Source organism: Pseudoxanthobacter soli DSM 19599 (assembly GCF_900148505.1).
GTDB lineage: Bacteria > Pseudomonadota > Alphaproteobacteria > Rhizobiales > Segnochrobactraceae > Pseudoxanthobacter > Pseudoxanthobacter soli.
The window spans coordinates 589,985-616,112 of record NZ_FRXO01000002.1 but is presented as its reverse complement, the minus strand read 5'-3'; the positions used below and the strand labels follow the sequence as shown (position 1 = coordinate 616,112).

At 68.7% G+C, this 26,128-nt stretch carries 19 protein-coding genes; 12 read left to right on the top strand and 7 right to left on the bottom strand.

The features are described from left to right. Positions 1 to 5: 5 nt before the first annotated feature. From BUF17_RS07095 to BUF17_RS07065, 7 genes are all read right to left on the bottom strand, one after another. Positions 6 to 812: an SDR family NAD(P)-dependent oxidoreductase gene (locus BUF17_RS07095; RefSeq protein ID WP_073626917.1), complete on the bottom strand. Its 807-nt coding sequence runs from the start codon at positions 810 to 812 to the stop codon at positions 6 to 8. Next, entirely contained in the window at positions 809 to 2,068 is a 1,260-nt protein-coding gene (locus tag BUF17_RS07090) for an aminotransferase class III-fold pyridoxal phosphate-dependent enzyme (RefSeq protein WP_073626916.1), read from the bottom strand. Before BUF17_RS07090 ends, BUF17_RS07095 begins: the two co-directional genes overlap by 4 nt. 30 nt (positions 2,069 to 2,098) lie before the next feature. Next, positions 2,099 to 3,385 carry a TRAP transporter large permease gene (locus tag BUF17_RS07085; protein WP_073626915.1) on the bottom strand — a complete coding sequence of 429 codons (1,287 nt, stop codon included), beginning with the start codon at positions 3,383 to 3,385 and terminating at the stop codon, positions 2,099 to 2,101. Between the two features lie 130 nt (positions 3,386 to 3,515). After that, on the bottom strand, positions 3,516 to 3,995 hold the full coding sequence (locus tag BUF17_RS07080) for a TRAP transporter small permease (protein ID WP_244530793.1): 480 nt from the start codon (positions 3,993 to 3,995) through the stop codon (positions 3,516 to 3,518). Further along, a complete protein-coding gene (locus tag BUF17_RS07075; RefSeq protein WP_073626914.1) occupies positions 3,992 to 4,975 on the bottom strand; it encodes a TRAP transporter substrate-binding protein in 984 nt (327 codons plus the stop codon). Before BUF17_RS07075 ends, BUF17_RS07080 begins: the two co-directional genes overlap by 4 nt. 208 nt (positions 4,976 to 5,183) lie before the next feature. Then, complete coding sequence (locus BUF17_RS07070; protein WP_073626913.1) at positions 5,184 to 6,113, bottom strand: LysR family transcriptional regulator; 930 nt, start codon at positions 6,111 to 6,113, stop codon at positions 5,184 to 5,186. Positions 6,114 to 6,365: 252 nt separating this feature from the next. Continuing rightward, on the bottom strand, positions 6,366 to 7,079 hold the full coding sequence (locus BUF17_RS07065; RefSeq protein ID WP_073627265.1) for an HAD family hydrolase: 714 nt from the start codon (positions 7,077 to 7,079) through the stop codon (positions 6,366 to 6,368). A gap of 495 nt (positions 7,080 to 7,574) precedes the next feature. Here BUF17_RS07065 and glmM point away from each other — a divergent pair, with 495 nt between their 5' ends. The 12 genes from glmM to BUF17_RS07005 all read left to right on the top strand — a co-directional run bounded on the left by glmM (position 7,575) and on the right by BUF17_RS07005 (position 25,934). After that, positions 7,575 to 8,921: a phosphoglucosamine mutase gene (gene glmM / locus BUF17_RS07060; protein ID WP_073626912.1), complete on the top strand. Its 1,347-nt coding sequence runs from the start codon at positions 7,575 to 7,577 to the stop codon at positions 8,919 to 8,921. 137 nt (positions 8,922 to 9,058) lie between these two features. Beyond that, entirely contained in the window at positions 9,059 to 9,805 is a 747-nt protein-coding gene (locus BUF17_RS07055) for an outer membrane protein (protein ID WP_073626911.1), read from the top strand. A 196-nt stretch (positions 9,806 to 10,001) separates the two neighbouring features. Next, positions 10,002 to 11,177 carry a phosphoserine transaminase gene (locus BUF17_RS07050; RefSeq protein WP_073626910.1) on the top strand — a complete coding sequence of 392 codons (1,176 nt, stop codon included), beginning with the start codon at positions 10,002 to 10,004 and terminating at the stop codon, positions 11,175 to 11,177. Between the two features lie 142 nt (positions 11,178 to 11,319). Continuing rightward, positions 11,320 to 12,906, top strand: coding sequence for a phosphoglycerate dehydrogenase (gene serA, locus BUF17_RS07045; protein WP_073626909.1), 1,587 nt, complete (start codon positions 11,320 to 11,322; stop codon positions 12,904 to 12,906). Positions 12,907 to 13,128: 222 nt separating this feature from the next. Further along, complete coding sequence (locus BUF17_RS07040) at positions 13,129 to 14,628, top strand: sugar ABC transporter ATP-binding protein (RefSeq protein WP_244530791.1); 1,500 nt, start codon at positions 13,129 to 13,131, stop codon at positions 14,626 to 14,628. Next, positions 14,625 to 15,668, top strand: coding sequence for an ABC transporter permease (locus tag BUF17_RS07035; protein WP_073626907.1), 1,044 nt, complete (start codon positions 14,625 to 14,627; stop codon positions 15,666 to 15,668). Before BUF17_RS07040 ends, BUF17_RS07035 begins: the two co-directional genes overlap by 4 nt. A 69-nt stretch (positions 15,669 to 15,737) precedes the next feature. After that, entirely contained in the window at positions 15,738 to 16,799 is a 1,062-nt protein-coding gene (locus BUF17_RS07030) for a substrate-binding domain-containing protein (protein ID WP_342185832.1), read from the top strand. 221 nt (positions 16,800 to 17,020) lie between these two features. After that, positions 17,021 to 19,327 (top strand): Orn/Lys/Arg family decarboxylase, encoded by a 2,307-nt coding sequence (locus tag BUF17_RS07025; protein ID WP_073626906.1) that lies wholly within the window; start codon positions 17,021 to 17,023, stop codon positions 19,325 to 19,327. Between the two features lie 73 nt (positions 19,328 to 19,400). Next, positions 19,401 to 20,963, top strand: coding sequence for an arginine/agmatine antiporter (gene adiC / locus BUF17_RS07020; RefSeq protein WP_073626905.1), 1,563 nt, complete (start codon positions 19,401 to 19,403; stop codon positions 20,961 to 20,963). A gap of 252 nt (positions 20,964 to 21,215) precedes the next feature. After that, positions 21,216 to 23,060, top strand: a complete 1,845-nt coding sequence (locus BUF17_RS07015) for a DUF3858 domain-containing protein (protein WP_073626904.1) — start codon at positions 21,216 to 21,218, stop codon at positions 23,058 to 23,060. 371 nt (positions 23,061 to 23,431) lie between these two features. Then, positions 23,432 to 23,722: a hypothetical protein gene (locus tag BUF17_RS07010; RefSeq protein WP_073626903.1), complete on the top strand. Its 291-nt coding sequence runs from the start codon at positions 23,432 to 23,434 to the stop codon at positions 23,720 to 23,722. A gap of 466 nt (positions 23,723 to 24,188) precedes the next feature. After that, the gene (locus tag BUF17_RS07005) at positions 24,189 to 25,934 is read left to right on the top strand and encodes an ABC transporter permease (RefSeq protein ID WP_084564173.1); all 1,746 of its coding nucleotides are present in this window, start codon (positions 24,189 to 24,191) and stop codon (positions 25,932 to 25,934) included. The last annotated feature ends 194 nt before the right edge of the window (positions 25,935 to 26,128 follow it).

Genomic DNA, 26,128 nt, shown 5'->3' with positions numbered 1-26,128 from the left:
TGTCCTCAGACCGGGCGCGGCAGGCCGGGAATGCGGCCGAGGGCGGATTCGGTGTAGCCGCCATCCATGCAGATGTTCTGGCCGACGATGAAGCCCGCCTCCGGGCCGAGCAGGAACGCCACCGTGCCGGCGACGTCCTCCGCCTCACCGACACGGCCGAGCGGCACGATGCGGTTGCGCTCGGCGGCGACCTGCGGATCGCGGTAGATGGATTCGGTCAGCGTGGTGCGGATCATGCCGGGTGAGACGCTGTTCACCCGGATGCCGGCCGGCGCCCATTCCTGCGCCAGCTGGCGGCACAGCATGATGAGCGCCGCCTTGCTGGCCGAATAGGCGCCCATGCCGGGATGCGGCGCCATGCCGGAAGCGGAGGCGACCGCGACGAAGGCCCCCCGGCTGGCGGCGAGATGCGGATGCGCGGCCTTGGCGAGCAGCCAGACCGAGCGGACATTGACCGCGAACAGCCGGTCCCATTCGGCAAGCGCGAGCCCGGCGAGCGGCGCGGGGCCGGCAACACCGGCATTGGCAACGACGCCGTCGAGACCGCCGCAAGCCTGCGTCGCCTCGGCGACGAGCCGTGCCGGCACGTCCTCATCGGCGAGATCGCCGGCGAGCGGGGCGACGCGGGCACCGAGCGCAGCGATCTCGGTGGCGACCCCGGCGAGCGCCCCGCCATGGGAGCGGCCGGTGATGGCGATGCGCAGCCGGTCGCCATGCTGCCGTGCGAGCCGCAGCGCGATGGCGGCGCCGATGCCGCGGCTGGCGCCGGTCACCAGCACGCGGACCGGCGCTTCTGATGTCTCGGCGCTCATCCCTTGAGGCCCGATCTGGCGAGATCGCGCGCGGCCTCGCGGAAGGCATTCACGGTGATCTCCATCTCGGCTTCGCCATGGGCGAGCGAGATGAAGTACCGCCCCCAGGGCGAGGGCAGGCCGACGACGCCATGGCGGCGCAGGCTGTCGCTCACCTGCTTCGTCGCCTCCGGGCGGACCTTGGCTTTCGCCTCCTCATAGACGCGCGGCGCCTTGTCGGTGAACCAGAGGGAGAACACGCTGTCGAAACCGGTGGTGATGGCGGTGATGCCTTCGGCGGCGAAGGCGTCCTCGACCGCGCGCCGCAGCGCGGCGCCCCAGTCGAACAGGCGGGTGTAGTGGCTCTGGTCTTCCAGGAGCTTCATCGTCGCCAGCACCGCCGAGGCGACGAGCGGGTTGCCGTGATAGGTGCCGAAGCAGGGCACCGTGCCGTCCTCCACCACCTCGAAGGCCTTGGGCGTGCCGAGCACCGCGGCGACCGGTACGCCGCTGCCGATGGCCTTGCCGAGGGTGACGAGGTCGGGCATCAGGCCGAGATCCTCGGACACCAGCTTCACCCCGCGCCGAAGGCCGACCATCACCTCGTCGGCGATGATCATCGTGCCGTTTTCCCGCGCCCGCCGGGTCAGATGCTCGAAGAAGCTGCGCTCGGGAACGAGGCAACCGGTGTTGCCGAGCATGGGCTCGACCAGGATGGCGGCCAGATCCCCGCCCATCTCCTCGAAAAGCGCGTCGAGATCGCCGATGTCGTTGACGCGGAACAGCGTGGTGTCTTCCTTCACCGGGCGCTCGTTGGTGCGCTCGGCCTCGGCGGATTCGACAAGGCCGAAGCGCACCGGGTCGAACCAGCCGTCATAGCCGCCCACCGCCTTGGCGATCAGCCGCCGGCCGGTATTGGCGCGCGCGATGCGGCAGGCGAGGTGGACGGCCTCGGTGCCGGTGGTGGTGAAGGTCACCCGCGTCACCCGGGCACCGCCGATGCGGGCGAGCGCGGCGCCCGCCGCCTCCTCGATGTCGTTGGGAAAACCGGGCATCGGCCCGTTTTCGAGCGCTTTGGTGCAGGCCTCGACGACCTCGGGATGCGCGTGGCCGACGAGGGTGGCGCCCATCGCCATGCCGTAATCGACGAAGCTGCGGCCTTCCGTGTCGAACAGGCGGGCCCCCTGGCTGCGGGCGACCGTGAAGCCCTTGCCGTCGAGAGGCGGCAGGCTGCGGGCACGGCTCGACACGCCGAACGGCACCGTGAGTGCGTTCATCTCAATTACTCCAATGCTATCGACGGCTTGTCAGAAGCCGAGCAGTTTCGGCAGCCATTCGGTGGTGGCCGGCACGAAGGCGACGACCAACAGGCAGATGTTGCTGCTGATGAAGAAGGGGATCAGCCGCCGGGTGACCGGGTTCACGCCGATCTTGGCGATGTTGCAGACGACGAAGATGTTGGTGCCCACGGGCGGCGTGAACAGCCCGATGCCGCCGGAGATGACGAAGATCAGCCCGAGCTGGTACGGCTGCAGGCCAACTTCGAGGCCGATGGGGTGGACGATCGGAGCGAGGATGATCAGCGTCGGGCCGAGATCGGCCCAGGTGCCGACGAAGGTGAGCAGCAGGATGATCAGCAGCGTGGTGACGACATAGCCGGCGCCGAGGTCGTGCAGCAGACCTGCCGTCCACTGCGGCACTTCCTCGACGGTGAGGATCCAGGAGAAGGGGACCGAGACCGCCATGATGATCATGATGGCGCCGGTCAGCTTCACCGTCTCGTCGCCGACCTTCCACAACTTACCCCAGCTGATCTCGCGATAGAGCAGACCGCCGACCACCACCGCCCACACCACCGCCACGAAGGCGGCTTCCGTCGGGGTGACGATGCCGGTGAGCATCGAGCCGAGCACGCCGACCGGCATCAGCACCGCCGGCAGGGCGCGGAACAGGTGCTTCGAGAACGATGCCACGGTCGGACGGGTGTCGGACTTGGGGAAGTTCTCGCGCACGCCGATCCAGTAGGCCGTCAGCATGAAGGTGACGGTGAGCATCAGCCCGGGGATGATGCCGGCCGCGAACAGGCCGCCGATCGAGGTGTTGGTGATGACGCCGTACATGATCATCACCACGCTGGGCGGGATGATGATGCCGAGGGTGCCGGCCGCGGCCGTCACCGCGGCGGAGAAGTCCTTCGGATAGCCGCGCTCGGTCATCGCCGGGATCATCACCGAACCGACGGCGCCGGTATCGGCGGAGGCCGAGCCGGTGATGCCGCCATAGACCATGCAGGTGGCCACATTGACGAGGCCGAGGCCGCCGCGGATGCGGCCGAACAGGTCGTCGCACAGATTGATGATGCGGCGCGTCAGTCCGCCCTCGTTCATGATGCCGCCGGCGACCAGGAACAGCGGAATGGCGGCGAGCGCGATGGAATTGGCGCCGTTGAACACCTGCTGGGCGAACCAGGCCGGCGGCAGCGGCACCAGGCCGACCGCGATGACGGCGAGGGAGGAGATGGCGATCGACCAGGCGACCGGCACGCCGGAATACAGCGTGAGCGCGAACACGCCGAAGAGAACGAGAAGGGTCATGCGGATCTTTCGGCGTCTGGCGCATATCCCGTTCGGAGCGAACCGGTCCGACCGGCGAGGATATGCTCAAGCCTCTGAATCTGGAGCGATTTCCTGCCGATGGGATGAGCTCATCAGACCGGAAAGCGCTCTAGCGCAGGATTCGGAACAGGCGCAGCAGCGCGATGACGCCGAGACACACGCCCATGAAGATGACGATGCCCTGCATGGTCCAGGAGGGGATGCGCATCACCGGCGTCGGCATGTAGCCGGTGCGCCCGAGCATCGCGTAGCCGCTGCGGATCAGCGCGGCGGAAACGAGCAGCAGCACCACCGCGTGATAGGTGCGGAAGAGCGGCCCGCGGTCGCTGCTGGTGCCGTCCACCGAGACGTTCTCGCCGGAGACCTCGGCCAGCACGGTGCCGACCGCGATGATCCAGAGGAACATGATCGACAGCATCTCGAACGACCAGGTGACGCCCTGGATGTGGAAATAGCGGCCGACGACGCCGAGGCCGGTGGAGGCCAGCAGCACGACGAGCGCCAGCATCCCGGCCCAGGTCAGGCCGAGATGCAGGGCGCGGCCGAGCCGGGCGAACACGCTCCGGCCCGGCACGGCGGGCGCGCTCACGCCTTCGCCGCCGCGTCGCGCACCGATTTGACGAGATCGGCGCCGTATTCCTTCGAGAAGGTCTCGTAGACCGGGCCGACCATGGCCGCGAAGGGCGCGGTGTCGACCGCGTTCACCTCGAGCCCCTTCTCCTTCAGCTTCACGATGATGCCGTCATAGGCCCCGGCGATGGCGGTGCGGTACCAGGCCTGCGTGGCCGCGGCGGCGTCGGTCACCGCCTTGCGCTCGGAGGGGGAAAGGCTGTCGAGCTTGGCCTTGTTGGCGTACCACCAGTTGGCCATCCACATGTAGTTGGACAGCGACAGGTACTTTTGCGCCTCGTACCATTTGGCGTCGTAGAAATCGCGCAGCTCCGGCTCGGCACCGTCGACCACGCCGCTCTGCAGGGAGGTGTAGACCTCGCCATAGGGAATGGCCTGCGGCAGCGCGCCGAGCGTCTTGATGGTCTCGATGGCGACCGGGATCGGCGGCGTCCGGAGCTTGAGGCCCGCCATGTCTGCGGGCTTCACGATGGGGTGCTTCGAGTTGGTGAAGCTGCGGAAGCCGGAATCCAGCACGCCGACGATCTCGTAGCCCTTGGGCGGGGCCATGGCGACGAGTTCCTTGCCGATCGGGCCGTCCAGCACGGTGTGGACCTTGGCGAAGCTGTCGAACAGGAACGGCAGCGAGACGACGTTGAGGCGCGGGTCGATGGCGTCGACGACACCGCCGAGGCCCATGTCGATCGAACCGTCGCCGACCTGTTCGCACACCGGCCCTTCGTCGCCGAGCAGCCCGTTGGGGAAGATCGTGACCTTCACGCTGCCGCCGGTCGATGCCTCGACATCGGCCTTGAACTTGACGAGGGCCTGCTGAATGAGGCTGTCCTCGGGGGAGGAGTGCGCCACCTTCAGCGTCGTGGCGGCCGAGGCGCGCCCGGTAATCGCGAAGGTGGAGGCGGCGGCTACGCCGGCGATGAAAGTCCTGCGGTCAAGGCGCATAGTCGTCTCCAGATGTCGCACCCGCTGAAATCAGATGAACCTTCGGAGTTTCCGCCCGGGAATCGTTCTATCCGATGGGCATGCCGAACGTGGCGTTCTATTGCCGCCGAAGACAGCCCTCGATGACGAGTTGGTGACAGTGTGATCCTGCGGTGCCGACAGCGTCAATCGCCGGTAGGACAAGGCCGGGCAACAAGTTCTTATGCCTTCATAAGCCCGCTTTATTTCTGGCCGGCGTGTCCCGCTCCGCGCCCTCGATCCAGCCGACGGTTTCGACGCCCGGCTCGCGGGCGCGGGCGAATTCGCGGCGCAGGAAGGCGGCGAGCTGGCGGGCGGCGAGGCGCTCGCTGCGGCTGACCAGCAGCACCAGCGGCAGAGCCGGCAAAGCGGGCAGACCGTCCGCCTCGCCGAGGCAGCGCCATCCCGCCGGCACCGCGGATTCCGGCAGCACGGTCAGCATGCTGCCGGAGGCGACGGCGAGATGGATGCCGCTGACATGGGAGGAGGTGTGGGCGAGCCGCCAGGGGCGCTCGGCGCGGTCCAGCGTGGCGAACACGCGCGGGCGGGCCGAGCAGTCGTCGGAGAACATGGCGAGGCGCAGCACCTCCTCGTCCTCCGGATGGCCGTTGGGGCCGGTACACCAGACCTGCCGCTCGTAGCGGAACACCGAATCCGGCGGGTCCTCCGGCGCCTGGGTGACAATGGCGACGTCGAGTTCGCCGTTGTTCATCATCAGCCGCAGTTTGCGCGAGAAGTCGCAGGTGAGGTCGATGTAGAGCGCGCGATTCTGCGGACTGAAGCGGTGCAGCAGCGCCTCGCCGATCGAGCCGACGAAATCGTCGGGCATGCCGAGGCGGACCCGGCTCTCCGTCACGCGGTCGGCGACCGCCTCCAGCGCCTCGGCCTCGATCGTCTGGATCTGCCGGGCATAGCCGATCAGGCATTCGCCGGTGACGGTGGCAGTGACCCGCCGGTGGCCGCGCTCGAACAGCTTCTTGCCGAGCCGCTCCTCCAGGCGCGCCACCGCCATGCTGACCGCCGCCTGCGTCTTGCCGAGATGCTCGGCGGCGGCGGTGAAGCTGCCGAAATCCGCGACCGCGACCAGCGCGGCCAGCGTATCGCTATCGAAATGGCGCACCTTCGTCCTCTTTCGCTGCGAGCCTCCCCGCAGGGAAGACTAACGCGGCGCAGGCGGCGCCTTAAGAATGAATAAGCTGCAGTTTTGGCGGCGAGTGATGCCTCGATAGGCAGAAAGCACGGGCGCGGCGTGCAAGCGAGCTCGCGATCCGCGACCGGGATCGCCATGCCCCGGCATCCGATGGAGGCTGTCGCGATCGCAGGGGCGAGACGGGACCCCGATTGGCCGTTTTCGTCTGGGTCCGGAAATCCGTCACCCCCTCCGCCCCGTCAGCCACCCCGGCAGCTCCGCGATGGCGTCGAGTTTCGCGAAGAACGGCGAGGCGGCGGGGGGCTCGGCGTGTTCCAGCGCCCACACCAGCGGGTAGGGGATGTGGATGCCGAAATGGCCGGCTTCCAGCGCGGGGATCACGTCCGAGCGCAGCGAGTTGCCGACCATCGCGCCTTCCCCAGCGGCGGTGCCGTGGCGGGCGAACACCCGGCGATAGGTCTCGGCCGTCTTCTCGCTGACGATCTCGACGCCGGAAAAATGATCGCCGAGGCCGGAGCGGGCGAGCTTCTGCTCCTGGTCCATCAGGTCGCCCTTGGTGATCAGCACGAGGCGATAGTCCGCGGCGAGGGCGGCGAGGGTCTCGGCGACGCCGTCGAGCGGCTCCACCGGATGGTCGAGCATGTCGCGGCCGAATTCCAGGATCGACGCCACGGCGGAGGCCGGCAGGCGGTGGTCGGTGATCTCCAGCGCCGTCTCCAGCATCGACAGGGTGAAGCCCTTGATACCGTAGCCGTAGCGCCGGAGATTGCGCCGCTCCACCGCGATCAGGTGCTCGGTCAGTGCCTCCGGCGCCGCATAGGGCGCGAGCAGGTCCTTGAAGCGGCCCTCGGTGAAATGGAACACGGTCTCGTTGTGCCAGAGCGTGTCGTCCGCATCGAGGCCGATGGTGGTGATGGTCGCGGAGCTCTTCGTCATGGCGGTTGCCTTGGCGGTTGTCTTGGCAGTCTTCTTGGTCATGGATACGCGGTCAGCGATACGGGGTGTCGGGCGTTGCGCTGAGGATCGTCTTCGACGCGCGCCGTTCGCGGCGGTCGCGCGCGGCCCCGGGCGATGTCCTGTCCGCACGACGGCCTTTCCCTGTGCGCGTCCGTGTCACCGGCCTGAGCTTCTCCGCGTCGTCCGGATCGCTTCGAAGGCGATATGCGCCATGTCCGCAGCCGGCTTGCAACACACATACACACAAATTGATGCCGTGCGGCTGGTGCGGCCTGCCGCGATGGACGTATTTGTTGCCGATTGTGCGGGCCTCCGCCCGCCCGGCGGGCGTGGGTTGTCTGGCCGGCGGGGACGGGTTTTCCGCCCGCGAGGGCATCGGTCTCCGTCCGCGAGGGCAGGGGCCTTCCGGTTGACGAGGCCGGCGCGCGACGGCCGCAGGGCATGCGGGCGCGCGGCACCGGCGCGAGGTTTGGAATGACGAAACGCTATTTCGGCACAGACGGCATCCGCGGCAAGGCCAATCGCTGGCCGATCACGCCCGACGTCGCCCTCAAGATCGGCATGGCGACCGGGCTCGCCTTCAGCCGGGGCGGCCACCGCCACCGTGCCGTGATCGGCAAGGACACCCGCCTCTCCGGCTACATGATCGAGACCGCGCTGGTCGCGGGCTTCACCTCGGTCGGGCTCGACGTGTTCCAGACCGGCCCGGTGCCGACCCCGGCGGTGGCGATGCTGACGCGCTCGCTCCGCGCTGATGTCGGCGTGATGATCTCGGCCTCACACAACCCGTTCGACGACAACGGCATCAAGATCTTCGGCCCCGACGGTTTCAAGCTTTCGGACGAGCTGGAAGCCGAGATCGAGGAGATGCTCGACGCCGATCTCACGCCGCGGCTCGCCCCGCCGCACGCGCTCGGCCGCAACACCCGCGTCGACAGCGCCATCGACCGCTATGTCGAGTTCGTCAAGCGCACCGCCCCGCGCGACATGCGCCTCGACGGCATCCGCATCGTGCTCGATTGCGCCAACGGCGCCGCCTACAAGGTCGCGCCGACCGCCTTGTGGGAACTCGGCGCCGAGGTGATCCCGATCGGCGTGAAGCCGGACGGCTTCAACATCAACGACCATTGCGGCTCCACCGACCCGGAGGCGCTGTGCGAGCGGGTGCGCGAGGTGCGGGCCGATATCGGCATCGCCCTCGACGGCGACGCCGACCGCGTCATCATCGTCGACGAGCGCGGCCACATCGTCGACGGCGACCAGCTCCTCGCCGTCATCGCCCAGTCCTGGCAGGAGGAAGGCACCCTCGTCGGCGGCGGCGTGGTGGCGACCGTGATGTCAAATCTCGGCCTCGAGCGCTATCTGCGCAGCCTCGGGCTCGATCTCGTCCGCACCCGCGTCGGCGACCGCTACGTGGTCGAACAGATGCGCGCCGGCGGCTTCAACATCGGCGGCGAGCAATCCGGCCACATCGTGCTGTCCGACCATTCCACCACCGGCGATGGCCTGATCGCGGCGGTGCAGGTGCTGGCCGTGGTGGCGCGCACCGGCAAGCGGGTGTCGGAGGTCTGCCACCGGTTCGAGCCGGTGCCGCAGATCCTCAAGAACGTGCGCATCCAGGGCGGCAAGCCGCTGGAAAGCCCCGCCGTGCAGGCGGTGATCGACGAGGCCACCGGCCGCCTCGGCGCCGGCGGCCGGCTGGTCATCCGCCCCTCCGGCACCGAGCCGCTGATTCGGGTGATGGGCGAGGCGGACGATGCGGGCCTGCTCGCGAGCGTGGTCGACGACATCGTCGACGCGGTCGGCCGCGCGGCGGCGTGAGGCGGCTCGCGGGAGGAACCGGGCCGCAAGAGGTTAATATCCGTGGTTAACAAACACGGTTAATGCGGTCTTAACGGTTGCCGGCGACAGTGGAGCGGGGCGCGCGCCTGCGCCCGCTTCGCCGGAACCGTTGCCGCATGCGTATTGCCCGCCTCTTCCTCGCCCTTCTCGCCTGCCTGCCGGCCGCGGCCGCGACGGCGCGCGATCTCGGCGAGCCGCCCGAACTCGAGCACACCGCGGACATGCTGCCGGAAGTGCCGGACGATTTCGGCTTCTATGCGCGAATGGATGGCGGCGTTTCCTTCCTGAAGATCGGCAGCGTCAGGATGCGCAGCCCGCTCGCGAGCGCGTGGGCGCAATCGCAGGGCGTCGACGCCAGCTCTGCGCCCGCCGGCAGCTTCGGCCTCGGCGCGGGGCTGCGCTGGTCGCAGTGGCTGCGGGCCGACCTGACGGTCGATTACGGCTTTCCGGGGCAGGTGGAGGCGACGCGCGCGTGCCTGCCGTGCGCCGGGCGCCTGCGGGCCGAGGCGGACGTCGATTCGCTCGCCGTGCTCGCCAACGCCTATATCGACCTCCCGACCTTCGGGCGCTTCACGCCCTGGATCGGCGGCGGCATCGGCATGGCGCACCTCTCCCTCGATTCCGGCGGCATCTCGCTCGGAAACCGGCAGATCGTGCCGATCGCCTCCAACGACGCCTGGAACTTCGCCTGGCAGGGCAGTGCCGGCGTCGCGATGCGGCTGACCGAGGCGCTGAGCCTCGATGCCGGCTACCGCTATCTCGGCCTCGGCGACATCAAGACCGGCGGCCCGAGGCCCGGCGAGGCGCGTGACATCGCCCGCCAGGAGGTGCGGATCGGGCTTCGCTACCGGCTCGACCAGTGATGTGCCAGAATGTCGCGGTTCGCGCCCGATCCGCGAGCGGCGGCGCGGTGTTGCGCCCGTCCCGACACCGTCATGAGGCTGCATTGCCGGCGCGCTAGTCGTGTGCGGCGCGCTTGACCCGGCGGGGCCGCAGGAGTAGCAGCGGCGGCGGGACACCCCTCCCCACCGAGGGGCGCCTATCTGAAAGGGTAGCCAGATGACCGTTCTCGCCAAGCCGGCCACGAAGCCGGCAAATCCCCATTTTTCTTCGGGCCCGTGCGCCAAGCGTCCCGGTTGGACGCTGGAAGCGCTGAGCGATGCCGCCATCGGCCGCTCGCACCGCGCCAAGATCGGCAAGGCCAAGCTTAAGGCCGCCATCGATCTCACCCGCGAGGTGCTCGAGGTTCCCGCCGATTACCGCATCGGCATCGTTCCCGCGTCCGACACCGGCGCCGTCGAGATGGCCCTCTGGTCGCTGCTCGGCGCCCGCGGCGTCGACATGGTCGCCTGGGAATCGTTCGGCGAAGGCTGGGTCACCGACGTGGTGAAGCAGCTCAAGCTCGCCGACGCCCGCACCATCAAGGCGCCCTACGGCGAACTGCCGGATCTCGCCCAGATCGATTTCGACCGCGACGTGGTGTTCACCTGGAACGGCACCACCTCGGGCGTGCGCGTGCCGAACGCCGATTTCATTCCCGCCGACCGCAAGGGCCTGACCATCTGCGACGCCACCTCTGCGGCGTTCGCCCAGGTGCTCGACTGGCCGAAGCTCGATGTCGTCACCTTCTCCTGGCAGAAGGCGCTCGGCGGCGAGGCGGCCCACGGCATCCTGATCCTGTCGCCCCGCGCCGTCGAGCGGCTGGAGACCTACGTGCCGGCCTGGCCGCTGCCGAAGGTGTTCCGCCTGACCGCCAAGGGCAAGATCAACGAAGGCATCTTCGTCGGCGAGACCATCAACACGCCCTCGATGCTGTGCGTCGAGGACTATCTCGACGCCCTGAACTGGGCGAAGGCCGAAGGTGGCCTCGGCGGCCTCACCGCGCGCGCCGACCGCAACTTCGCGGCCGTCGACGCCTGGGTGAAGGCGACGCCGTGGATCGACTTCCTGGCGGTGGAGCCGGCGACGCGCTCCAACACCAGCGTCTGCCTCAAGATCGTCGATCCCAAGATCGCCGCGCTCGATGCCAAGGGCCAGGACGCCTTCGCGAAGACGCTGGTCGGCCGGCTCGACAAGGAAGGCGTGGCGTTCGACATCGGCGCCTATCGCGACGCCCCCGCGGGCCTGCGCATCTGGGTCGGCTCGACGGTCGAGACCGCCGACGTCGCGGCGCTGCTGCCGTGGCTCGACTGGGCGTTCGCCGCCGAGAAGGCCGCGCTCGACGTCGCCGCCTGACGCGGCGTCCGCGTCCCGTTTCCAGACGACATCATTCCTCCCCCGGCGACCGGGGGAGGCGAGGCGGGGCGGCCCCGCGCGGAGCATGATGCCCGCGCCAGAGGCGGCGGCCCCCAGCTCATCCTTCGAAGGAATGCGGCCGATGGCCCCCAAGGTTCTGATTTCCGACCAGATCTCCCCCGCCGCCGTGAAGATCTTCACCGATCGCGGCATCGACGTCACCTACGAGCCTGAGCTCGGCAAGGACAAGGACAAGCTGGCCGCCGTGATCGGCCAGTTCGACGGCCTTGCGATCCGCTCGGCCAGCAAGGTGACCGACAAGATCATCGCCGCCGCCGGCAATCTCAAGGTGATCGGCCGCGCCGGCATCGGTGTCGACAATGTCGACATCCCGGCGGCGACCGCCAAGGGCATCATCGTGATGAACACGCCCTTCGGCAACTCGATCACGACGGCCGAGCACGCCATCGCGATGCTGTTCGCGGTCGCCCGCCAGATTCCCGCCGCCGACGTCTCCACCCAGGCCGGCAAGTGGGAGAAGAACCGCTTCATGGGCGTGGAGCTGACCTCCAAGACCCTCGGCATCATCGGCTGCGGCAATATCGGCTCCATCGTCGCCGACCGCGCCCTCGGCCTGAAGATGAAGGTGATTGCGTTCGATCCGTTCCTGTCGGTCGAGCGCGCGCTCGATCTCGGCGTGGAGAAGGTCGATCTCGACACCCTGTTCGCCCGTGCGGACTTCATCACCCTCCACACCCCGCTGACCGAGAAGACGAAGAACGTCATCGACGCCGCGGCGATCGAGAAGATGAAGGACGGCGTCTATATCGTGAACTGCGCCCGCGGCGGGCTGGTGGACGAGGTGGCGCTGCGCGCCGCGCTCGATTCCGGCAAGGTCGCCGGCGCCGCGTTCGACGTGTTCACCGTCGAGCCGGCCAAGGAAAACGTGCTGTTCGGCGCGAAGAACCTGGTCTGCACGCCGCATCTCGGCGCCGCCACCTCGGAAGCCCAGGAAAATGTCGCCCTGCAGGTCGCCGAGCAGATCGCCGACTATCTTCTGACCGGCGCCGTCACCAACGCCCTCAACATGCCGTCGATCTCGGCCGAAGAGGCGCCGAAGCTGGTGCCGTTCGTCAAGCTCGCCGAGCAGCTCGGTTCCTTCGCCGGCCAGCTCACCGAGACCAGCCTCAAGGCCGTGCGCATCGAGTTCATCGGCGCGGTCGCGGGGATGAACGTGAAGGCGCTGACGTCGGCTGCGCTCGCCGGCCTGTTCCGTCCGCTGCTGCAGGACGTCAACATGGTCTCCGCCCCGGTGATCGCGCGCGAGCGCGGCATCGTGGTGGACGAGGTGCGCCGCGAGCAGCAGGGCACCCATGAAAGCCTCGTCAAGCTCACCGTCGTCACCGACCGCCAGGAGCGTTCGGTCGCCGGCACGGTGTTCTCGGACGGCAAGCCACGCCTGACGCAGATCAAGGGCATCAACATGGATGCCGAACTCGCGCCGCACATGCTCTACGTCACCAACGAGGACAAGCCGGGCTTCATCGGCGCGCTCGGCACCACCCTCGGCACCGCCGGCGTCAACATCGCGACCTTCAATCTCGGCCGCCTCGCCCAGGGGCAGGACGCCATCTGCCTCGTCGAGGTCGACGGCCCGATCCCGGCCGAGGTGCTCGCCACCATCGGCAACCTGCCGCTCGTGCGCCAGGTGAAGGAACTGACGTTCTGACGGCATCGATCTCCCGTTGACCGGCTGTTGCCGGCGGGACAGCGACGACAGGAAGGGGCCCCGGCGCGGGCCCCTTTCTTTTTTCTCGGGCCGCGGCGGCGCCAAACCAATCCGCTTTAGTCTAGTTTTTTAGTGGATTATGGCCTGCCTCGGGCAGGCCGCACCTCTAGGATCGGCAGGCATCGCGGGATGGCCCCGCGACGCTTCCGCCAGAGGTTGACCGTGCTTCGTCTCAGGACCATCACCAAGCATTACGGCCCGACGCGGGCGCTTGCGGGCGTGGACCTCGACGTCCGTCCGGGAGAGATCCTGGCGCTGATGGGGGCGAACGGCGCCGGCAAGTCCACGCTGGTGAAGATCATTTCCGGCGTGCAGCCGGCGGACGGCGGCACCATCGCGCTCGATGGCGCGGAGGTCGCGTTCGACGGCCCGGCGGCGGCGGAGGCGGCCGGCATCGTCGCCGTTCACCAATCGATCGCCGATGTCGGCGTTCCCACCCTCAGCGTCGCCGACAACCTGCTCATCGATCTCTATTGCACGGGGCGCTCGCCGCTGGTGCTCTCCGGCCGCGCGGTGCGGGCGGAGGCGGCCGCGCGCGCGGCACGGGTCGGCCTCGGCGTCGATCTCCGTGCCCGCCTCGAAACGGTGTCGCTCGCGGACCGCCAGTTGATCGCCATCGCCCGGGCGCTCGCCCGCAAGCCGAAGGTGATGATCTTCGACGAGCCGACGGCGAGCCTTTCCAAGGCCGAAGCCGAGCGGCTGTTCGCGCTGATCGAAGCGCTGCGCGACGATGGCGTCGCCATCATCTACATCTCCCACAAGCTTCCCGACCTGTCGCGGCTGGCGAGCCGCGTCGTGGTGCTGCGCGACGGTGCGGTCGCCGCGGAATTCGTGCCGCCCATCGACCACGATGCCGCGGTGGAGGCGATGATCGGGCGGACGGTGAAGCGGGTCTCGCGCACCGCCGTCGCGCGCACCGGCCGCGCGTTCTTCTCCCTCAGGGGCGCCCGGCTCCCGCGTGGCGACGGGCCGTTCGACCTCGAGATCGAGCGCGGCGAGATCGTCGCGGTCACCGGCCCGCTCGGCGCGGGCAAGACCACGCTCGCCGGGGCGATCTTCGGCATCTGGCCGCTGGTCGAGGGTGAAATCACGCTGGACGGCGCCCGCTGGATCCCGGTGAGCCCCGCCCGCTCGATCCGCGACGGCGTGTTCTATGCGGGCGAGGACCGTTGGCGGACCTCGTTCTTCCCGTCGAGCGTGCCGTTCGCCTCGATCGCCGGCACCGTCGGATTTCCCTTCCTGCCGCAATGGTCTCCCGGCGGTCTTTTGCCGGCGAGGAAAGAGGTGGAGGTGGCGGCGCGGGCCATCCGCAGCTTCGGCATCAAGGCCCGCGACGGCCGCGACCCCCTGACCGCGCTTTCCGGCGGCAACCAGCAGAAGGTGGTGCTGGCGCGCTGGCATGCCGAACCGGCGCGGCTGCTGCTGCTCGACGAGCCGTTCCAGGGCGTCGATGTCGGCGCGCGCGAGGACATCGTCGCGGCGCTGCGCGCGCGCTCGGCGGACCGCGCGACCGTGGTGTTCGTCAGCGACTACGAGGAAGCCCTCGAGGTCGGCGACCGCATCGTCGCGATGGAAGCCCACCGCATTCTTCCCGACCTCCCGCCGTCTACCGATGCCCCGGTCCCGGCCTCGCTTCCTTCCCACACAGGCGTCCCCTCATGACCGATCTCGCCAACCAGCCTTCCCTGCCGGTCACGGTGGGCCGGCGATCCGACCACGCCCTGTCGTGGCGCCAGCTCACCATCAAGAGCGGCATCTTCGTGCTGCTCGCCGTCATGATCGTGGCGTTCCAGACCCAGGAACCGGCCTTCCTGCGCATCGCCAACATCTTCAGCATCCTGCAGGCTGTGGCGATCGTCGCCCTGCTCGGCATCGGTGTGACGGTGTCGTCGGCTGTCGGCGGGTTCGACCTTTCGGTCGGCGCGCTCGCCGCGCTCTCCCAGATGGCGGCGGCCTATGTGCTGATCGTGCTGAACGGCTCGGGGCTGGAGGCGGTGGCGGTGACGCTCGCCATCGGCGCGCTGGTCGGCCTCATCAACGCCTTCCTGATCGTGCGCCTGCGGGTGCCGGACCTGCTGGCGACGCTCGGCATGCTGTTCCTGCTCGCGGGTCTGCAGCTGATCCCGACCGGCGGCCGCTCGATCGCGCCCGGCATGGCCCTGCTCGACGGTTCGTCGGCGACCGGCGTGTTTCCGGCGGAATTCCTCGCGCTCGGCCGCGCCCGGCTCTGGGGCGTGGTGCCGGTGCCGGTGGTCGTGCTCGCCGTGGTCGCCGTCGCGTTCTGGTTTCTGATGGAGCGAACCCGCTGGGGCCGGGTGTTCTATGCGGTCGGCGGCTCGGAACTCGCCGCCCATCTCGCCGGTGCGCCGACCAGGCTCTACCGCACCTCAGCCTATGTGCTGTCGTCGCTGATCGCGTCGCTCGGCGGCATCCTGCTCGCCGCCCGGCTCGGGCGCGGCGACGTCAGCGCCGGCAACTCCCTGATGCTCGATGCCGTGGCGGCTTCGCTCATCGGCTACGCGGTGCTCGGCGCCAGCCGGCCCAACGTGTTCGGCACCGTGGTCGGCGCGGTGTTCGTGGGCGTGCTGCTCAACGGACTGACCATGCTGAACGCGCCCTACTACCTCCAGGATTTCGTCAAGGGCGCGGTCCTCATCGGCGCGCTCGCTCTCACCTTCGGGCTCGCGCGCCGCACGGCATGAGCCGCCGGCAAATCCACCGCTTCCAAAGACCTCGACACCAAAGATCTCGCCAAAAGAAGGACGTCCGCCGTGATCCGTCGCTCACTCCTCCGCCTTGCCGCCGCCGCGGCCATCGCCGCTCCGCTGGGGCTCGCGAGCTTCTCCGCCTCCGCCGCGGGCATTCCCGGCGCGCCGGCCCCGTTCGACAAGGGCGGCGTGCGCGTCGCGCTGATCGTCTACCTGTCGGGCGGCGACTACTACCAGAACTACGAGGCGGGCGTGAAACGCCAGGCCGACGAGCTCGGCATCGAGCTGCGCTCGTTCCAAGGCCGTCAGAAGCCGGACGAGGAGCGCGAGCAGATCCGTCAGGCGATCAATCTCGGCGTCGACGGCATCATCATCGCCGGCGGCAAGGGCGAGGCGGTCTCGGACGTGGTGCAGGAAGCGATCGACGCGGGCATCACCGTCGTCGCGCAGAACATCACGCTGCCGCAGAAAGAGGTGGTCGTCATCGACCAGGACGAGTCGAAGCAGCTCGACCTCGTGCTGGGCCAGGCGGTGAAGGACAACGGCGACGCCTTCAAGGCCGGCTACATCTATGTCGAAGGCTTCCCCGCGCTCGACAAGCGCGATGTCGCCTGGAAGGCGTTCAAGGCCGCGCATCCGAAGGTCGAGCAGCTGGCGCAGTGGGGCGCGGTGGACGACACCCCGGCCGAGACCGTCGCCAACCAGACCGCCGCGACGCTGCGGGCCAAGCCGGACATCAACGTCATCCTCGCGCCCTGGGACGAGTTCGCCCGCGGCGCCAAGATCGCGGTCGACGAGGCCGGCCTCTCCGACCGGATCAAGATCTACAGCGTCGACGTCTCGACCTCCGACATCCAGGCGATCCGCGAGCCGGGCAGCCCGTGGGTGGCGACCTCGGCGGTCAGTGCGTCGGGCACCGGCGCCGCGGCGCTTCGGGCCGTCGCGCTCGCCCGCACCGGCGAACTGAAGGACACCCGCGTGCTGCTGCCGCCGACCCTCATCACCCAGACATTCCTCAACGACAACGACGTGAAGAACGAGGAAGAGCTGAACGCCAAGCTGCCGGGCTTCGACCTGAAGGACCAGGTGACGGCGTCGTGGATCGCCAAGGGCGTCACGAACTGAGGCTCTTCAAGCGGCCGGCGTCCGGCGCTGCCCACGGCCTCTGCATCGAACGGGGCGCGTTCCCATCCCGGGAGCGCGCCCCGCGCATTCTGGCCAGAATGCGCCCGTTGCAACCGGAAGGGCGGCGGGAATTGATCTTTCTCGTTTCGCGCCGGTGAAAGGCGTGCATCCTTCCCGAAACGGCCGGCACGCCGGCCTGAGGTAAAGGGGAGGCCGCTGGAATGGACACCAGGGAAAATCGTCTCGGCATGCGGCTCCTGTTCGTGGACGACGAACTGCGCGCCGAAACGGCGACGGGCCGGGCCGCGCGCAAGCTGATCGAGGACCTGCGCGGCCGGGACGTCGAGGTGGTGGAGGCGCTTTCGGCCGACGACGGCCGCTCGGTCGCCCTCAACGACGCCTCGATCCAGTGCCTCGTGCTGGACTGGGATCTCGGCGATGGGAACGACCATAGCGATGCCGAGGCGCTGCTGACGGCGCTGAGGGAGCGCAACGCGGCAATGCCGGTGTTCCTGCTCGCCGAGCGCACCGCCGCCTCCTCGCTCTCGGTGCAGGTGATGACCGACGCCGACGATTTCATCTGGCTGCTCGAGGACACGCCGGAATTCATCTCCGGCCGCATCGTCGCGGCGATGCGGCGCTACCGCGACAACGTGCTGCCGCCGATGGCCGCCGCGCTCGTCCGCTTCGCCCAGGTGTTCGAATATTCCTGGCACACGCCGGGCCACACCGGCGGCACAGCCTTCCTCAAGCATCCGGCCGGGCGCGCCTTCTTCGAGTTCTTCGGCGAGAACCTGTTCCGCTCGGACCTGTCGATCTCGGTCGGCGATCTCGGATCCCTGCTCGACCATTCCGGGCCGATCGGCGCCGGAGAGGCCTATGCCGCGCGGGTCTTCGGCGCGCACCGCTCCTATACGGTCACCAACGGCTCATCGACCTCGAACCGCGTCATCCTGATGGCGAGCGTCACGCGCAACCAGGTGGCGCTGTGCGACCGCAACTGCCACAAGTCGGTCGAGCACGCGATGACCATGTCGGGCGCGATCCCGACCTATCTGCTGCCGTCGCGCAACCGCTACGGCATCATCGGCCCGATCCGCCCGGAACACCTGACGCCGGTCGGCGTCCGCCGGGCCATCGCCGACAACCCGCTGGTGACGCCGGAGATCGACCCGACGCCGGTCCATGCCGTCATCACCAACTCGACCTATGACGGCCTCTGCTACAACGTCACCCGCGTCGAGGAACTGCTCGGCGAAAGCGTCGACCGGCTGCATTTCGACGAGGCATGGTACGGCTACGCCCGGTTCAATCCGCTCTATCGCGACCGCTTCGCGATGCACGGCGAGCCGGGCGACCACGATGCCTCGAAGCCCACGGTGTTCGCCACCCAGTCGACCCACAAGCTTCTCGCCGCGCTCTCCCAGGCCTCGTTCATCCACGTCCGCGACGGACGGCGCGCCATTCCCCACGGGCGCTTCAACGAGGCGTTCATGATGCACGCCTCCACCTCGCCGCAATACGCCATCATCGCCTCGAACGACATCTCGGCGGCGATGATGGACGGCCCGTCCGGCAAGGCGCTGACAACGGAATCGATCCGCGAGGCGGTGTCGTTCCGCCAGACGGTGGCGCGCATCAACACGGAGCTGTCCGACAGCGGCAGCTGGTTCTTCGACGTCTGGCAGCCGGACACGGTGCGCGACCCCGCGACGGGCAAGGTGATGCCGTTCCACGAGGCGCCGGAGGCGCTTCTCGTCCGCGATCCCTCCGCCTGGGTGCTGAAGCCCGGCGCCCAGTGGCACGGCTTCGGCGACGTCGAGGACGGCTACTGCATGCTCGACCCGATCAAGGTCTCGGTGGTGACGCCGGGCGTCGCCGCCACCGGCGGGCTGATGCCGGTCGGCATCCCGGCGGCCGTGGTCACCGCCTATCTCGACGCGCGCGGCATCGTGGTGGAGAAGACCACGGACTTCACCATCCTGTTCCTGTTCTCCCTCGGCGTGACCAAGGGCAAGTGGGGCACGCTCGTCAACGCGCTGCTCGACTTCAAGCGCGACTACGACGCCGACGTGCGCCTTGCCGAAGTGCTGCCCGACCTCGTCGCCGCCCACGGCGACCGCTACGGCACGCTCGGGCTTCGCCAGCTCTGCGACATGATGTTCGAGGCGATGTCGGAACTCGGCACCACGGCGGCCATGGCGGATGCCTTCTCGGTGCTGCCGCACCCGGACATGAGCCCGGTGCAGGCCTACGAGACGCTGGTCAGGGGCGATGTGGAGCAGCTCGGCCTCGACGAACTCGCCGGCCGCACCGTGGCGACGGGCGTCGTGCCCTATCCGCCGGGCATTCCGCTGATGATGCCGGGCGAGAACGCCGGCGCGGCCGACGGCCCGCTGATCGGCTATCTCAGGGCGCTCGAAGCCTTCGACCTGCGCTTCCCCGGCTTCACCCACGACACCCACGGCGTGGAGGTGGAGGACGGCGCCTACCGCATCCACTGCGTCAAGCGGCCGGAAGCGGCCTGACACCGGCAACGGCCGGAACGGACACGACGGCGGGCGCGGATCTCCGGGAAATCCGCAAGGGGAGAAAGCGGCGATGGCGACGGCGGCAACGGCGACGGACAGGGCGGCGCCCGCGGACAGCGGCAAGATCGGCGTCATCGCCGCCACGCTGATGGTGGCCGGCAACATGATGGGCTCCGGCGTGTTCATGCTGCCGGCCAATCTCGCCGCCATCGGCGGCATCGCGGTGTTCGGCTGGATCGTGACGCTGATCGGCGCGCTGGCCCTCGCGCTGGTGTTCGCGCGCCTCGCGGCGATCGATCCCGCCGCGGGCGGTCCCTATGCCTACGCCCGCAAGGCGTTCGGCGATTATATGGGCTACCAGACCAACCTGATCTACTGGCTCGCCAACGTCGTCGGCAATGTCGGGCTCGCGGTCGCCGGGCTCGGCTATCTCAGCCACTTCTTCCCGGTGCTGAAGCAGCCGCTGATCCTGGCGTTCGCCCAGGTGGCGGTGGTGTGGTTCTTCACCTACGCCAACATCCTCGGGCCGAAATTCGTCGGGCGGCTGCAATCGCTCACCACCATGTTCGCGCTGGTGCCGATCATCGGCATGGCGCTGATCGGGTGGTTCTGGTTCTCCTCGGCGACCTACGCCGCCGGCTGGAACGTCTCGGGCAAGGATGGTCTCAGCGCCGTCGGCATGACGCTGAATTTCACGCTTTGGGCCTTCATCGGCGTCGAGACGGCCTCGGTCTCGGCCGGGGTCGTCGAGAATCCGCGCCGCAACGTGCCGATCGCCACGCTCGCCGGCGTCACGCTGGCGGCGGTATGCTACATCCTGTCCTCGACAGCGATCATGGGCATGATCCCGAACGGCCAGCTCGTCGCTTCGTCGGCGCCGTTCGCCGATGCCGCGCGCCTCGCGCTCGGCGGCTGGGCCGGCGACGCGGTCGCGGCCTGCGCCGCCATCGGCTGCCTCGGTTCGCTGGCCGGCTGGACGCTGCTGGTGGGCCAGACCGCCAAGGCGGCGGCCGACGACGGTCTTTTTCCCAACGTGTTCGCCAAGGTGAACGCCAAGGGAGTGCCGTCGATCGGGCTCGCGATCGTGGCGGTCATCATGACCGTGCAGATCTTCGCCACGATGTCGCCGACGGCGAGCGCGCAGTTCGGCAAGATCGCGTCCATCGCGGTCATCATGACGCTGCTGCCGTATATCTATTCGGCCATCGCCATCAAGGTGCTCGGCTACAAGGCGATGCCGCAGGGCGAATATGGCCTCTACTCGATCATCGCGGTCATTGCGGCGGTCTATAGTCTCTGGGCCCTGGTCGGCTCGGACGGCAACCAGACGCGCTGGTCGCTGATCTTCGTCATCTCCACCATCGTGTTCTATGCCCTGGCGCTGAACCACAAGCGCGACATCGAGGAGCACCGCATGGAACCGGGCGGGAAGGCGCCCCGGTGGGTGCGCTATGTCACGCTGGCCATCACCATCGCCGCGCTGGCGCTGATGTTCTGGGAATCCGTCGGCAAGCGGGAAGACCTGCTGCTGCGGACGCGCTCGCCCCAGCCCGGCGCCGCGATCACGGGGCCTGCGACGACGGAAACACCTGCGACGACAGAAACGCCGGCCCCGGCTGCGCCGGCCCCCTAGAGCATACCCCGTTCAGATCGAACCGATCTGAACGACAAGGATATGCTCAAGGCTTTGAATCTGGAGCGATTTCTTGTCGATCGGATGAGTCCATCCGATCGGAAAGCGCTCGGGGGCGCCGGACCACCCGGCGCCGGGCCGGCCGGGGCGCCGCCCTGCGGTGTCCCGCCATGGTTCGCGTCCGCACCGCGCGTTGATTTTCGGCGCGGGGCATAGGAGGCTCACGCCCGCTGGTTCTTGCGTGGAGTGGATATGCCCCGCCTCGGTGTGTTGTTGAGTGCCGTCCTTTCGCTCCTCGTGATCGCCACGGCGCGGGCCGACGACGCGGCAAGCGCGGGCGACCTGCTGACCTACGATTTCCAGATCGCGCAGGATTATTCCTATGTGCTGACGGTGACGGGCGAGAGCACGATCCGCACGCCGGAAGACGCGGCGGGGCACAGCGAACAGGCGGTGACCTTCGATCCCGCGACAAGCTCCGTGCGCTTCGTCGAGGCCTGGGTGCAGGAACCGGACGGAACGCGGCAGGAGCCGGCGCCGAACTCCGTGCTGGTCCGCCCCTCGGAGGCGGCGCGCAACAGCCCCGGCTTCGTCTCCACCCAGACCGCGACCCTGATCCTGCCCCAGCTCAGGATCGGCAGCCGCGTCCATGTCGCCTACCAGCTGACCGTGAAGACGCTGCCGCTGTTCGGCTTCAACGAGGCGTTCGTGCCCTCCCGCACCGGCGTCGGCACGCTCGGCGTCTCCATCCGCCTGCCGAAGGACCTTCCCCTGACGATCGGCCAGGAAGGCGGCTTCGAGGTCTCCGACACCTCGAGCGGCGACACCCGGACGATCACGGCGCAGCTTCGGCTCACCCATCCGCTCGTCACCGACGAGGAGCCCCATGCGCTTCCGATCGTGGAGACGGGGCCGATCTTCATGGCGTCCTCGCTGAAGAGCTATGAGGAGATCGGCGCGATCTACCAGCGCAACAGCATCGACAAGATCGCTGTGACGCCCGACATCAAGGCGCTGGCGGCCCGGATCGTCGGCGACAGGACCGGCCCCGATGCCGCCCACGCCATCCACGACTGGATGACCGACAACATCCGTTATCTCGCCGTCTGGCTCGACGAGGGCGCCACGCTGGTGCCCCACGATGCGGCGACGGTGCTGAAGAACGGCTACGGCGACTGCAAGGATCATGTCGCCCTGATGCAGGCGCTGCTGGCGGCGGTCGGCATCCGCTCCGCCCCGGCGCTGATCAATCTCGGCGACATCTACACACCGCCGCCGGTGCCGTTCTCGTCGATGTTCAACCACGTCATCGTCTACCTGCCCGACTATGACCTGTTCGACGACCCGACCGACCAGTTCGCGGCGTTCGGCGTGCTCGACCGGACGCTGGCCGGCAAGACCGTGGTGATCGCGGCCGAACAGCCGGCGATGAAGACCACGCCCGCGCTGACGCCGGCCTCCGCCGCGTTCGAGGCGACCTCCCGGATCGCCATCGAAGCCGACGGGACGATGGCCGGCGACCTCACGGCGACGATGACCCCGGTGGTGGCGGCGGAGCTGCGCGCGCTGCTCGCCAGTCACGCCGACGCGGCGCGCCAGATGGAAGCGCGGCTCGGCTCGACCCTTGAAGGTGGCTTCGGCCGCATCAGGACGACCGATCCGGAGAACCTCGACACGCCGTTCGAGATCCGCGCGAGCTGGACGAGCCCCCACGGCATCGCGCCCGATGCGCCCTACATGATGCTGCCGGTGGGCCCGAACTTCGCGCCCGTGCCGGCGTTGCGCGGCTATCTCACCCGGACGGCCAAGCGGACGCTGCCGTTCGAGCTCGACATCGTCGACGTGACGTGGACGTCGACGATCTCCCTGCCGGACGGATGGAGCCTGAAGGCGCTGCCGCCGGCGGTGAGCGTCGACAACGGCGTCGGCGCCTACACCGCCGCCTACACGCTCGACGGTGCGCAGCTTGCGGTGCACCGGCATCTGGTGCTGAAGCAGAGAGTGGTTCAGCCGCAGGACTACGCGGATCTCCAGTCGGTGATCTATGCGCTGGTCGACGACATGCACGCCATCGTGGCGCTCGACCGCGCGCAATAATCTCTCGTACGCGTCGCCCTTGTGCGCGCATCCCCCCTGCGCGCGCGGCCCCTCGGGCGCGGGCATGTGGCCGCGCCGGGACGAATCGTGCGTTCCCGCCGCGCGGCTTTGCGCCGGGACCTTTGGCGCCGGGACCGCTGGTGCCCGGACGATTGGTACCGGGACGGTCGGCTCGCCGTCGAGGCCGCCATCTTTTGCCGCGACCTTCGCGCTTGGACGTCTTTATTTTGCCCTAGTCTTGAATATCGAACGACGATGCTTTCATGAACTATAATTAAGTTGTTCCTCACAGGCATCGCGGATAGATTCTAATCGTCAGAACATGAGTTCTGAAGAATTTCGAATGTTGATAACTGCGCGCGAGAGCGATGATGAATATCTCCAAGCATTCTTTTGCTTCCAAGATCGATGATTCCGCGCTGGACGAGATCAACGGGGGCATCAGCCTCTCCGCGATCGGTGCCGGTGTGGGCGCGGTGGTCGGTGTCGGGGCCGCGGTCACCGCGGCGGTCGCCTCCGCGCCGTTCGCGCTGGCAGCCGGGGCGACGGCGGCCGAGATCGTGGGCGGGGCGGCGATCGCTTCGGTGGCTTATGGCGGCAGCGGCGCCGTCGATGGCGGCATCGTCGGCGGTGCGGCCAACTGGGTCGAAGACCACATCTGACGCGCGGCGACGACGGGATTTCAGGGGTTAGAGCGCTTTCCGATCTGATGGACTCATCCGATCGACCAGAAATCGCTCCAGATTCAAAAGCTAGAGCATATCCTTGTCGTGCAGATCGGTTCGATCTGAACGGGATATGCTCTAGCCCCGGGGACGGCGCGGATGCGAGGCATCCGCGCCGTCTGCTTTTTTGGCCAACGATGCCACTTTGGATTTCCTCCAGACTGTTGGGGCGACAGCGGATTTTCCCGCGGAGCGATTGACTCGCCGCCCCGCGGGCGCCTAGAGCATATCCCGTTCAGATCGGTTCGATCTGAACGACAAGGATATGCTCAACCCTTTGAATCTGGAGCGATTTCTGGTCGATCGGATGAGGCCATCCGATCGGAGAGCGCTCTGACCCGGGGGATGGGCGGGACGAAGACGGGCAAGATGCCGTTCCCGTCCGTCGGGGCTTGGAGGTCTGATGGCCGGAGACGGGTGCGAGACCGCGCGAGCGGCAGGCGGCGCGGCTGCTATGCCGGCCGTGCGCCGGCATGAGCCGGGCTGGTCCGTCGCGGTCGCCGTGCTGGCCGCCGCCGCGCTCGCGCCCCTCGTCGCCGTCGTCGTTCTGGCGTTCGGGCCTTCTGACGGCGTGTGGTCGCACCTCGTCTCCACGGTGCTGCCGCGGGCCATCGCCGAGACCGCCTGGCTGATGGCGGGCATCGGCATCGTCACCGGTGTGGTCGGCGTCGGCGCGGCCTGGGCGGTCACGATGTATCGCTTCCCCGGCCGCAGGGTGCTGGACTGGGCGCTGCTGCTGCCGCTGGCGGTGCCGACCTACATCGCCGCGTTCGCGGCGGTGGAACTGCTCGATTTCGCCGGCCCGGTGCAGTCCGGCCTGCGGGCGGTGCTGGGGGTGACCTCCAAGCGCGACTACTGGTTCCCGGAGGTGCGGACCCTCGGCGGCGCCGTGTTCGTCATGGGCACGGTGCTCTATCCCTATGTCTATCTCAGCGCCCGGGCGACCTTCCTGATGCAGTCCGCCGCCGCGCTCGACGTGGCGCGCACCCTCGGCGCTGGCCCCTGGCGGCTGTTCTTCCGCGTGGCGCTGCCGCTCGCCCGCCCGGCGATCGCGGTCGGCATTTCGCTGGCGCTGATGGAAAGCCTCAACGACATCGGCGCGGTGCAATATCTCGGGGTGCGCACGCTGACGGTTTCCGTCTACGACACTTGGCTCAACCGAAATTCGCTGGCCGGCGCGGCGCAGATTTCCGTCGCGATGCTCGCGGCGATGTTCGCCCTCGTCGCGGTGGAACGCGCCGCCCGGCGCCGCCAGCGCTTTCACGCCGGCAGCCGGGCCGCCGTCGTGGTGCCGCGGCCGCTGCCGAGGGGCCGGGGGCTCGCCGTCGCGGCGTTCTGCGCCCTGCCGGTGGTGGCCGGGTTCGTGCTGCCGGCGCTCGTGCTGGCGCGCTCGGCGTTGCGCCGGCTCGACCAGGCTTCCGATCCCGCGCTGGCGCTCGCGGGGTTCCACAGCATCTCGCTCGCCATCGTCGCGGCCGTCTCCACGGTCGCCGCCGGCGCGGCGGTCGCCTATGCCGTGCGGCTGAAGCCGGGGCGCTGGCCACGGGTCGGGGCCGCAATCGCCTCCATCGGCTATGCGGTGCCGGGCACGGTGCTGGCGGTCGGCATCCTCATGCCGCTTTCGAGCCTCGACGCGGCGCTGGCCCGCACGCTGCGCGACCTGTTCGGGCTCGCCGCCGGTCTGATGCTCGCCGGCTCCGGCGCGGGGCTCGTCTATGCCTATTGCGTCCGGTTCCTGGCGGTGCCGATCGGCAATGTCGAGACCGGCCTCGGCCGGCTTTCCCCCCACCTCGACATGGCGGCCCGCACACTCGGCCGCAGCGCCGCCGGCACGCTCCGCGACGTGCTGCTGCCGCTGCTCCGGCCCTCGATCGCCACCGCGGGCCTGATCGTGTTCGTCGAGACGATGAAGGAACTGCCGGCGACCGTGCTGCTCAGGCCGTTCAATTTCGAGACTCTGGCGACCACGGTGTTCAATGCCGCCTCGCGCGAGCGCTTCGAGGATGGCGCGCTGGCGGCGCTGGCCATCGTCGCCGTCGGGCTGGTTCCGGTGATCGTGCTGGCGCGCGCGAGCGCGGGCGGGCGTAACCTTGCGCGCAGGCAAGCTTCGGCCGAAATCCGGGACGCTTTACAGCATCGTCCGGCCTGATCGGGGCCGATCCGCGATTGTCTCGTTCGGCCCGATCCGCGATAATGGAACCACGTATTTCAATCCGGATCCGCGGTGGTGATGTCTTCTTCCTCGATCAGGCCGGCCGTTGCCCGCTTCCGGTGTTTCGAATGCGGCGAGCCCCTGTTTGCGCAAGGCCGCAGCTGCCCGCATTGCGGCGCATCGAACTCGAT